Origin of the sequence: Actinoplanes sp. NPDC051470 (genome assembly GCF_040682035.1) — a bacterium.
In the GTDB taxonomy this organism is placed as follows: Bacteria; Actinomycetota; Actinomycetes; order Mycobacteriales; family Micromonosporaceae; genus Actinoplanes.
In genome coordinates, this window is record NZ_JBFBAA010000073.1 from 1 (window position 1) to 9,593 (window position 9,593).

At 66.5% G+C, this 9,593-nt stretch carries 11 protein-coding genes; 7 read left to right on the forward strand and 4 right to left on the reverse strand.

Features of this window, described 5'->3' with window-relative positions:
• Positions 1 to 583 precede the first annotated feature (583 nt).
• A complete protein-coding gene (locus AB0M54_RS47645) occupies positions 584 to 1,333 on the reverse strand; it encodes an NADPH-dependent F420 reductase (RefSeq protein WP_364479965.1) in 750 nt (249 codons plus the stop codon).
• A 93-nt stretch (positions 1,334 to 1,426) separates the two neighbouring features.
• Between AB0M54_RS47645 and AB0M54_RS47650 the strand changes: the two genes are divergently transcribed.
• The 3 genes from AB0M54_RS47650 to AB0M54_RS47660 all read left to right on the forward strand — a co-directional run bounded on the left by AB0M54_RS47650 (position 1,427) and on the right by AB0M54_RS47660 (position 2,994).
• Positions 1,427 to 1,783 carry a MerR family transcriptional regulator gene (locus tag AB0M54_RS47650; protein WP_364334882.1) on the forward strand — a complete coding sequence of 119 codons (357 nt, stop codon included), beginning with the start codon at positions 1,427 to 1,429 and terminating at the stop codon, positions 1,781 to 1,783.
• A 97-nt stretch (positions 1,784 to 1,880) separates the two neighbouring features.
• Positions 1,881 to 2,276, forward strand: coding sequence for a hypothetical protein (locus tag AB0M54_RS47655; protein WP_364479967.1), 396 nt, complete (start codon positions 1,881 to 1,883; stop codon positions 2,274 to 2,276).
• Positions 2,277 to 2,478: 202 nt separating this feature from the next.
• Positions 2,479 to 2,994 carry an O-acetyl-ADP-ribose deacetylase gene (locus AB0M54_RS47660; RefSeq protein ID WP_364334888.1) on the forward strand — a complete coding sequence of 172 codons (516 nt, stop codon included), beginning with the start codon at positions 2,479 to 2,481 and terminating at the stop codon, positions 2,992 to 2,994.
• Between the two features lie 71 nt (positions 2,995 to 3,065).
• Here the strand turns inward: AB0M54_RS47660 and AB0M54_RS47665 are convergent, their stop codons facing one another.
• The gene (locus tag AB0M54_RS47665) at positions 3,066 to 3,386 is read right to left on the reverse strand and encodes a helix-turn-helix domain-containing protein (RefSeq protein WP_364479970.1); all 321 of its coding nucleotides are present in this window, start codon (positions 3,384 to 3,386) and stop codon (positions 3,066 to 3,068) included.
• A gap of 206 nt (positions 3,387 to 3,592) precedes the next feature.
• Between AB0M54_RS47665 and AB0M54_RS47670 the strand changes: the two genes are divergently transcribed.
• Positions 3,593 to 5,059, forward strand: a complete 1,467-nt coding sequence (locus AB0M54_RS47670) for an ISL3 family transposase (protein ID WP_364479981.1) — start codon at positions 3,593 to 3,595, stop codon at positions 5,057 to 5,059.
• Positions 5,060 to 5,065: 6 nt separating this feature from the next.
• Here the strand turns inward: AB0M54_RS47670 and coaD are convergent, their stop codons facing one another.
• A complete protein-coding gene (gene coaD, locus AB0M54_RS47675; RefSeq protein ID WP_364334816.1) occupies positions 5,066 to 5,503 on the reverse strand; it encodes a pantetheine-phosphate adenylyltransferase in 438 nt (145 codons plus the stop codon).
• Positions 5,504 to 6,035: 532 nt separating this feature from the next.
• Positions 6,036 to 6,467: a GNAT family N-acetyltransferase gene (locus AB0M54_RS47680; RefSeq protein ID WP_364479973.1), complete on the reverse strand. Its 432-nt coding sequence runs from the start codon at positions 6,465 to 6,467 to the stop codon at positions 6,036 to 6,038.
• Positions 6,468 to 7,479: 1,012 nt separating this feature from the next.
• On the opposite strand from AB0M54_RS47680, the gene AB0M54_RS47685 reads away from it, so the two are divergent.
• Genes AB0M54_RS47685 through AB0M54_RS47695 form a run of 3 tightly spaced genes read left to right on the forward strand, consistent with a single transcriptional unit; the run spans position 7,480 to position 9,271 of the window.
• A complete protein-coding gene (locus AB0M54_RS47685; protein WP_364479984.1) occupies positions 7,480 to 8,361 on the forward strand; it encodes a reverse transcriptase N-terminal domain-containing protein in 882 nt (293 codons plus the stop codon).
• 50 nt (positions 8,362 to 8,411) lie between these two features.
• Positions 8,412 to 8,642: a hypothetical protein gene (locus tag AB0M54_RS47690; protein WP_364479975.1), complete on the forward strand. Its 231-nt coding sequence runs from the start codon at positions 8,412 to 8,414 to the stop codon at positions 8,640 to 8,642.
• Complete coding sequence (locus AB0M54_RS47695; RefSeq protein WP_364479978.1) at positions 8,606 to 9,271, forward strand: group II intron maturase-specific domain-containing protein; 666 nt, start codon at positions 8,606 to 8,608, stop codon at positions 9,269 to 9,271. The genes AB0M54_RS47690 and AB0M54_RS47695 overlap by 37 nt, the downstream gene beginning before the upstream one ends.
• Positions 9,272 to 9,593: the final 322 nt, after the last annotated feature.

Sequence of the window (9,593 nt, forward strand, 5' to 3'; positions counted from 1 at the left end):
CGGCCTCGGGCGGCAGGACACCGATCAGGACGGCGACAAGCACGACGAACGCCACCGGAATTCCCCATGCCCAGCGCTTGCGGCGAAGTCGCCCGGCCGTCATCGGTCCAGTATGGGTTCCGCAAACTTCCGGCGGAAGAATGCGGATGGAGCCACCGGGGCCGCCAGAACTGCCCCCGAGGGCGCGGATATCAATCACCACGCCGCGACTGTGCACCCTCGACGATCTTGTCCGATCTCGACCCCTGCGTCGCGGTCGATCCGCTTGTAGATGGTCCAGGCGCTGACCAGAGGTTCGTTCGGCGCCGATCGGCTACCAGGTTCACCGCGGGGACGGCTCCAAATGCCGAGCCCTCGAACAGTCGGCATGCGTTGATCAGCACTGCGTATGTCACCTTGGCGGCGAGCGCGAACTCCTCGTCGTTGATCGACAAACCCATGCCCATCCCGCCCGGGATCGCGTTCCGCGCCGTGCCGCATGGCCCAGCCGAGGCCGTGCTAATAGCGCGATAGCAGCCGCCAGGTGCTCCCCGCGTTGTTCCTTGCCGCTACGGCTGAGTCGCGCGACGAAGGACGTTGCCTGCTAGACCGAGGGTTTGATCTGGAAGCCTGCGGGTTGACGCTCGGTCGTGGCGGCCAGTTCGGCGGTCGTGGCGCCCGGGGTTGGGATCAGCGGGGTGGTTGCCAGCCAGGCGTAGATTTCCGGCAGGCTCAGGCCCGGCGGGACCGCTCCGACGAAGGCCTCGTAGTAGAGCGGGGTGTTGGGCCCGATGCGCCAGCTCTCGGCGAGGCCGCCGACGTCGACGGTGTCGAAACCGAAGTCGTCGATTAGCTCGGTGACCTGTGCTTTGGCGGCGGGGTCGTCGCCGGTAATGGGCAGGGCGGTGCGGTCCGGGGCGCCGGCCGGGCGAGCCAATTCGCGCAGCAGCCTGCCGTTGACGTCGTGGAACGCCTTGACCACGGATGAGCTGGACAGGAACCGTTGCACGAGCTCGCTGGAGGTCAGTTCGTCGGCGTCGAGATCCGGGCGCGCCCAGCCGGTCACGGCCGGTGCATAGTTCATGGTGTCGATCACCGTCTTGCCGGCGAGCGCCTCCCGTGGCAGTTGCTCGTAATTGGCCAGCGGGATGGTCGCGACTATGAGGTCGCCCGCCTGCGCAGCCTCGGTCGGGATGGCGGCGCGGGCGAGCGGGCCAACCTCGGTGATCAGGTCGCGCAGGCTCTCCGGCCCGCGCGAATTGCTGATCACCACGTGCCAACCGGCGCCAACCGCGCTGCGGGCGATGGCGGAGCCGATGGTGCCGCTGCCGATGATGCCGAGCGTTCTGGTCATATGACTACTCCTCCGCAAGGGTGAAAGGGCTGCGGTGGCTACGCTACGAGCTGCCATCGATGTGAGGTCCCGATGATGTGGTGGTGGTCATAGGTGCGGATCGGGGAGCTGGCGGCCCGTACCGGGGCAAGCGTGCGGTCGCTGCGCTACTACGAGGAGCAGGGCCTGCTGTCGGCCGAGCGGGACCCGGCGGGCCGCCGCCGCTATGCCGAGGCGGCGGTCGCCCGGGTGGCGCTGATCCGGCGAGGGTTCTCGGCCAGCTTGTCCAGCCGGGTGATCGCCGATCTGCTGCCGCTACTCGAGGCCGAATGCGTACCTCGTTCACGAGCCCTGCTGGACGTCGAGCGGGAGCGGCTGGAGGCGCAGATAGCCGCGATGACCCAGGCCCGGGTACGCCTCGACGAAGTCATCGCCATCGCAACAGATCCCACCTGGAAATGCGACGCCTAGACGTCCGGATTTGCCGCTGATCGGGCGCGGGACCCGCCCGCTCGTCGGGACGGGATACCGGTGCTGTCCGCGACCGGCATAGCGCTACCGTGAGGCGGTGACCGAGTCGGTTCCGACGCTCGTCGAGCTGCCACGACCGCGGGCGCTCACCGAGGCCGAGCATGCGTTGATGGCCCGGCTGGTGACGTTCGCTGATGTCCCGAGCCTCAGCGAACAGATCGCGACGGTGCGCGTCGTGTCCACCTGCGACTGTGGCTGCGCGTCGGTCGGACTGCGCACCGAGGGACCACAGGTGCCCGCAACGGCGGTTGCGCGGCTCAGCGACACCGGTCGTGACGACTACTTCGCCGTGTCCGCGTCTGGCGGCGGCGATGTCAGCGTCGTGCTGCACGTCCTCAGCGGGCTCGTCGGAGAGCTGGAGATCTACGCGGGCGAGGGCGTACCGGTAGCCGCGCCACACGCCGACACCGTGATCAACATCTGGATCGGATGACGCATTGCCGCCAGGGCCGCCGGGCATCGACGACGCGGACAGCGACACTCCTGCATACAAGGTCACAGCGCGGCCAACAGCACCCGCGCTTCGCGCAGTTCGCAGCATGACATCCGGATATGCCGCTGATCGTGTACGGCGGCTTCTCGTCTTGCCCGCACCCATCGACGCGGGGCAGGGCACGGTAGTGCCAACATCAGTCATGACCACGATCGAAGTCGTTCTCGGCGATATCACCCGTCAGCAGGTAGACGCTATCGTGACGGCCGCCAACGAGTCTCTGCTTGGCGGTGGCGGGGTTGACGGCGCCATCCACCGGGCTGCTGGCCCGCGGCTGTCACAAGCCGGCGCGGCCATCGCCCCCTGCGATCCGGGCGACGCGAAAGCCACCCCCGCGTTCGACTTGAACCCGCCCGTGCGGCACATCATTCATACCGTCGGTCCTGTCTGGGAGGGCGGCGGCTACGACGAGGCCGACGTCCTGGCCGCCTGCTACCAGCGCAGCTTGCAGGTCGCTGACGAACTACAGGCCCGGACAGTCGCCTTTCCGGCGATCGCTACCGGCGTCTACGGCTTCCCGCCAGGCGACGCCGCGCCCATCGCGATCAACACCATCCGCTCGACACCCACCGCCGTCCACCAAATCCTTCTCGTCGCGTTCGACGAAGAGACCCGAGACATGCTCGCGACGGCACTTCAGGACACAGCCGCAAGCTGACGCCAGCCATCGACAAGGCCATCCGGATCTGGCGCAATGCGAGATCGAGTATCTCCGCGAGCCCTCGAGCGTTACGTTGACCGGCCTGGCCACGTCGGGGAGCGGTCCGCGACGTGGTTGGCGGTCGCTGCCAGCGAGTCGCCCAGAGCCGTGCGCCAGTAGAGCACCTCGCGTCCGGCGCGGCGACGGTCGACGAGGCCGGCATCGAGCATCACCTTGAGGTGGTTGCCGACGGCGCCCATCGGAAGACCGGAGATAGCGGTGAGCTGGGTGGTCGACCTGGGTCGTTCGAGGCTGTGGAGCAGTTGTGCCCGGTTGGCTCCGATAAGCCGGGCCAGGCCTTGGGCGTTCGCGGCGGTCGTGGGGGCGAGCGCGCCGGTTACCGAGTACACGAGGGCGTAGCGGGTGGGCTCGTGCCACGCCTACGGCGCTCTGACTCTGCCCGCGACTATCGGGCTCTGGCGCAGAAAGTGTGATGGACGTCGGCCGATGAGTCGTTGTCCGGCTGTGTGATGCCGTCGAGCAACTTCTTCCGCACCTGGCCGGTATCGAGATCGAGGAGGTGCGGTCGGGCGCCGAAGTTGTCTTCACCGCCGCCGTGCGCGGTGATCGAGGCACCTGCCCGGCCTGCTTGAAGTCGTCGTCCCGGGTGCATTCGCGTTATGGACGGACCTTGACGGACACGCCAGTTGCCGGGCGGCCGGTACGGATTTCGTTGAAGGTGCGACGGTTCTTCTGCGACAACCCGGGCTGCCGGAGTAAGACCTTTGTCGAGCAGGTTGACGGGCTGACCCGGCGCTGGTCACGAGTGAGCGAAGGGCTTCGGCGGGTGCTGACGGCGATCGGGCTCGCGCTCGCTGGGCGGGCAGGTGCCCGGCTGGCCGCGTCGTTGGGCATGCCGACCGGCCGTGATCGTCTCATTCGCCTGGTTCGTACGTTGCCTGATCCTCCCGTCGGTGACATCGCCGTGCTGGGAGTCGATGACTTCGCGATCAAGCGTGGCCACCACTACGGCACCGTGCTGATCGACTGCGAGAACCGCAGGGTCGTAGATGTCTTGGTCGGCCGGGATGCCGAACCCCTGACAGTCTGGCTGCAAGAACACCCGGGACCGGTGGTGATCTGCCGAGATCGGGCCAGCGCCTGCGCCGAGGCAGCCCGGACCGCCGCGCCGGAGGCGGTGCAGGTCGCCGACCGGTTCCACCTCTGGCAGAATCTTGCCACCGCCGTGGAAAAGACCGTCGCCCGGCATAAGCACTGCCTCGCCGAACCGATCGACACCCCCGGCGAGCCCGCCGAGGCGGTGGCCGCCGAGCCGACCGGGGCGATGGCCGAACGCCGCCGCGCCCATCACGCCCTGGTCCACGAGTTGCTGGCGCAAGGTGCTGGCTTCCGGCAGATCGCCCGGCACCTCGGCTGGTCCCACAAGACCGTTTCGAAGTATGCCCACGCCGCCACTTGGCAGGAGCTCGTGGTCGGACAGAGGCCACGACCGAGCCTGGTCGATCCGTTCAAGCCCTATCTACTGCGCCGCATCGGCGAGGGCCGGGTCAAAGTCAGCGCCCTGTATCGCGAGATCACCGCCCGGGGCTTCACCGGCAGCTACCCAATCCTCCGGAGGTTCGTCGAGCAGTACCGCAGCAAACCCGACCTGACGACGACACCGCGCCCGCGGTCGGTGCGGCAGGTGACGGGATGGATCCGCCGGCACCCGGACAACCTCATCGACCGCGACACCGAGCAGCTTCAGCAGATCCTGGATCGCTGCCCAGAACTGCGATCCGCTGTCGAACTGGTCCGCTCCTTCGCTGACATGATGACCCATCTGCACGGCGAACGTCTCACTGCGTGGATCACCGCAGCCGAGCAGGCGGCATTGCCCGGCATCAGTCGCTTCGCCACCGGTCTGACCGCCGACCTCGCCGCGGTCACTGCTGGCCTGAGCTTGCCCTTCAGCTCCGGGCCGGTCGAAGGCAACGTCAACCGGATCAAGATGCTCAAACGGCAGATGTATGGCCGAGCAGGCTTCGATCTCCTCCGCAAGCGCGTGCTCCTGACCAGATAAGCCCGATCAGGCCCGAAGGGCACGCATCGCCGTGGAGGACACCGTCGCCAATCCAGGACGCGCCGGGATTAACAACGTCGTGATACCCATGTCCTCGTTCATCGCCGCCAGTTGAGACTCGTGCCGTAGATCGGTGGGGTTCCGAACGCCGCGGACGATTACGCCGGTCCGGTGCTCATGACAGAACTCGGCTGTCAGCCCCGCCCACGCCGCCACCGCCACATTGCTCCAGTTCGCCGGGAACAAGCAGCGAAGGGCCTCCAACCGCTGCTCCAGCGTCGCAGCTGGTTGCTTATCCCCGTTCACCGCCACAAGCACGGTGACTCGATCGAACAAGCGCCGCACCCGGTCCACGACATCCGCATGCCCGGCAGTGAAGGGGTCGAAAGTTCCCGGATAGACCGCATGCGCGCCGCGCTGGCCGCTACACGTCAGGTCGGACATCCATTCAGGCTAGCCACACCGGGCTGACGGCACCGACACGGAGAGGTGAAGACCACAGGATCGATCACACCTTCTGCGCCAGAGCCGACTATCGACACCAGCGGCTCGTGAGTTCTGACTCCATTGATCGGTTCGATCGTTGATCAATCTCCGCGAGTTTTGACTGCACTTCCCCCGCTGTCCGGGTTTGGCTGGCGGCGTTTGGCAGACGCATGCGGGTGAGCACGAGCATGTCGATCAGCCAGCCAGGGCCGCCGGTGATGTCGTGGGCGCGCAAGATTGTGTCGAGCTCGTGGCGGGCGGCTGGGCCGGTGCTGGCGAAGAACTCCTCGCAGAGTTCGAGGATCGCCTCCGTCTCGGGTCAGCCGATGTTCCCACCGCCCCGGGTGGTGTCGAAACTCGCGGACATCGAGTCCATCCGATCGAGCGTCCACCTCCCGTGGTGTCGAAAATGGCGGACAAACTCCACGTCACGAGGGTCTGTCCTGCCGATCCTGATGGACCCACGAGGGTCTGTCGCGCTCACCGGCTGCTAGCTATCGAGTCGATACACCTTCGAGTCCCGCAGCTGGAAGCCGAGCTTCTCGTAAAGCCGGTTCGCTGCCTCGCGTGCCGGCCGTGACGTCAGGTCGACAGTTCTCGCCCCGTCAGCTCGGGCGAGCTCGATAGCCGCCTGTGTCAGAGCTGCGCCGACACCATGACCGCGAGCCGCCTCGTCCACCACGACATCCTCGATCCATGCCCGCAGGCCAGTGGGGATCGGGAACGTGACCAACGTCAGCGTGCCGACGATCTCGTCACCAATCCGGGCGATGAGCAGCCTGTTCCCTTGCCACTCGACGAGGGCACGCAGGGCCGCACCATCCAGAGGCCGAGCCGATCGCGATAGCTGTGGCAGCAGCCGTCCGAACGCTTTGACCAAGTCCTCGGTGACGTCCTGTACGACCTCGATGCCGACGCTCATGGCCAACGACTCTAGAGGTTCTCTCCGAGCCGACGTCCTCGACGCGGCGTGCCTCCGCCGATCCCCACCCTGGTAATGACTCAGCCCATCAGTACGTGAAGCACGCTCACCCGGGTGAGCTTCAACGACGCGCCGCCCGCTGGTGTCGAAAGTCGTGGACACGGAATCCTCCGACGATCATGCGGTGCTGAAAGTGGCGTTGAAACGGTGTCCAGAACCGCGGAGATAGCCAGCGCTCCGCTCCGGCAACAAAACCCAGTGAAGTCGACACAGCACGATCCGTATCTTGATGTGCAACTTCAGCACGGAGCGATACAGCCCTCGGCGAGACAGGGCCATCACCTGCCCAGATCAGATGCACTTACCTGCCGTTGCGACACGAGGTCGCACTTTGCGAGTGGACTCGCAGTTAGGAGGACCGGCGTGATGTCGGTGGTGTAGTCCTGGGCACGTGCTTGCTGCCTGGCCCCTTCCCTGGCGTGCGTCGCTGGTAACGGCGGGGTGCGAAGCCCGGGGGAAAGCCGAAGGATCTCCTTCCCATCGTGGAGGTCACGGGTGAGGGGCAGACCGGACGGGTGAATCGCGTGAACCCTCGTTGATGCTCCGTGAATAGTGGCCCCGCGCGATGGGATGTTCGAGCGGGGTGTTGGGACGGGCCGCTGTGAGGCGGCAGGCGCTGGCCGGGCACGGCATTCGGTCAGGAGAGCACCGCTGGTCCCCGGGGTAGAGAGGGCACCCAACCCGGTCGTAACTCGTGAGTGTGGAACGTGGAAACCCCGACGGGGTCCACCCGCCTGTTGGTGGGTGGTAAGCCGACCGTGAGGAAGGCCCAATTCCTCGGCGGGAACAGGATGACCCGAGAAGCGAATGCCGGTGGCAGAAAGGCGACAGGAAACCGAGACGGAGATGCTGGTCCTTCTACCAGCGGTTCTCGGATAACTGGCCGGATACCGGGCCTGGGTGCCCGGCGGCGAAAGCTGGCTGACGCGGGTCAGGTGAGCCCGTGAAAGAGATGATGACGACGAGGCTGGAACCGAAGGACAAGTTGGACACCGTTGCGGCCACGGCCGTGACGGTGAACGGACCGGAGGACGTCCTCGACTGGCACGCGATCGACTGGCGTGGCTGCGAGGATCACGTACGGCGTCTGCGGCAGAGGATCTTCACGGCGTCGCAGGTGCAGGACCACAAGCGGGTCCGGAATCTGCAGAAGTTGATGCTCCGCTCCCGGTCGAACACGCTACTGGCGGTCCGGCGGGTCACGGAGATCAACGCTGGACGTGTGACGGCGGGCGTGGACGGCAGGATCGTCCTTGACGGCCAGGACAAAGCCGCGCTGGTGGACGCTGTTCAGCGCCGGCAGCAGCCCTGGCAAGCCCGCCCGGTCAAACGGGTGTATATCCCGAAGGCGGACGGCCGACGCCGGCCGCTCGGTATCCCCGTGATCGTCGACCGGGTCTTGCAGGCCCGGGTGACGGCCGCGTTGGAGCCGGAATGGGAAGCCCGGTTCGAGCCGAGATCGTATGGGTTTCGGCCCGGACGCAGCTGTCAGGACGCGATCCAGGCCATCTTCAGCACCGTCAAAGGCCCTAACCCGGCCCGGCGGTGGGTGCTGGACGCGGACCTGAGAGCGGCGTTCGACCGCATCGACCATCACCATTTGCTCGGCCAGCTCGGCGGGTTCCCGGCCAGGGAACAGGTCGAGGACTGGCTGCGTGCTGGGGTGGTCGAGCAGGGCCGATTCACCCCGACTGAGGAAGGAACTCCTCAGGGCGGGGTGGTCAGCCCGCTGTTGTTGAACGTCGCGTTGCACGGGATGGAAGACGCCGCGGGGCCCGCTACCGCACCGTCGGAAACGACGGCGCGGCCAGTGTCCCGGGCAGCCCGGTACTGATCAGATACGCCGACGATTTCGTCGCTTTGTGCCGCACCGGGGACGAGGCGATGCAGGTCAAAGCCCGGCTGGCCGCGTGGCTGACACCGCGAGGATTAGCGTTCAACGAGGACAAGACCCGGGTGGTCGACCTCGACGAGGGCTTCGACTTCCTCGGATTCAATGTCCGCCGCTACCGCGGCCTGCTGCTGATCAAACCGAGCAAGACGGCGCTCAGACGGATCCGGAACGGCTACGCACCGAGGTGCGTGCACTGCGCGGCAGCAATGTCGCCGCGGTGATCGCCCGGCTCAACCCGATCATCCGGGGCTGGGCGGCCTACTACCGGACGGTGGTGTCCAGCGAGATCTTCAACGCGCTGGACCATTACCTGTGGAAACTGGTCTACAAATGGGCCAGACACAGCCACCCGAACAAGCCGACGAGTTGGGTCGTCGCCCGCTACTTCGGCATGTTCAACAAGTCCAGGCGAGATCGGTGGGTCTTCGGTGACCGCGACAGCGGCGCCTACCTGCAGAAATTCACCTGGACCAGGATCGTGCGGCACCAGATGGTCCCCGGCACCGCATCGCCTGACGACGCGGCACTGACCGACTACTGGACCATTCGTCGGCGACGCCCGAGGATGCAACCCCCAGTCGATCGCACCACCCAACAGCTGCTCGACAGCCAGCAGGGCCGGTGCAGCCACTGCGGCGAGTTCCTCCTGCACGCCGACCGCCCGCCACAAACCCCGCGAGAATGGGAACAGTGGTACGGCGGCCTGCGGAAAGCGATGGACCACAACGCCATCAGCCTACGACAGGACGACAGCCTCCACGATCCGCGACTCCGTCTGCTCCACACCCACTGCCACCGCCGGGCCACCGGCAAAAGGCAGACCAGCAAACTGCACGCCAGCGACCCATAGGGCTTGCTTGAGCCGGATGCATGGAAATCGTGCACGTCCGGTTCTGAGGGGGCGGCGGCGCAGCAATGCGCCGTCGCTACCCGGCCATACAACGCGCGTTTGGTCGCGTAGCTTGCCGCGGCCGGCACGCCAGCTGTCACTCGTCGTGGTTACCTTGATGGCGTGGTGGGTTCGCCGTCCGGCGACACTGGAGCTCGGCCGGAGAGGTTGAACGACTTGCTTGGTGTCTGTCGTCAAAGGCTCAGTAGCTGCTCGGCCGTCAGGTCGTCGAGTCCCAAGGAGCTCATCGTGCGGGCACCTTCCGCACGCAGGTCACGCGCGA

Excerpts from the sequence above, each read along its gene's own strand:
- AB0M54_RS47680 (WP_364479973.1), bottom strand. The coding sequence starts at position 6,467 with ATGAGCGTCGGCATCGAGGTCGTACAGGACGTCACCGAGGACTTGGTC.
- AB0M54_RS47685 (WP_364479984.1), top strand. The coding sequence starts at position 7,480 with ATGATGACGACGAGGCTGGAACCGAAGGACAAGTTGGACACCGTTGCG.
- AB0M54_RS47690 (WP_364479975.1), top strand. The coding sequence starts at position 8,412 with ATGCAGGTCAAAGCCCGGCTGGCCGCGTGGCTGACACCGCGAGGATTA.
- coaD (WP_364334816.1), bottom strand. The coding sequence starts at position 5,503 with ATGTCCGACCTGACGTGTAGCGGCCAGCGCGGCGCGCATGCGGTCTAT.
- AB0M54_RS47660 (WP_364334888.1), top strand. The coding sequence starts at position 2,479 with ATGACCACGATCGAAGTCGTTCTCGGCGATATCACCCGTCAGCAGGTA.
- AB0M54_RS47645 (WP_364479965.1), bottom strand. The coding sequence starts at position 1,333 with ATGACCAGAACGCTCGGCATCATCGGCAGCGGCACCATCGGCTCCGCC.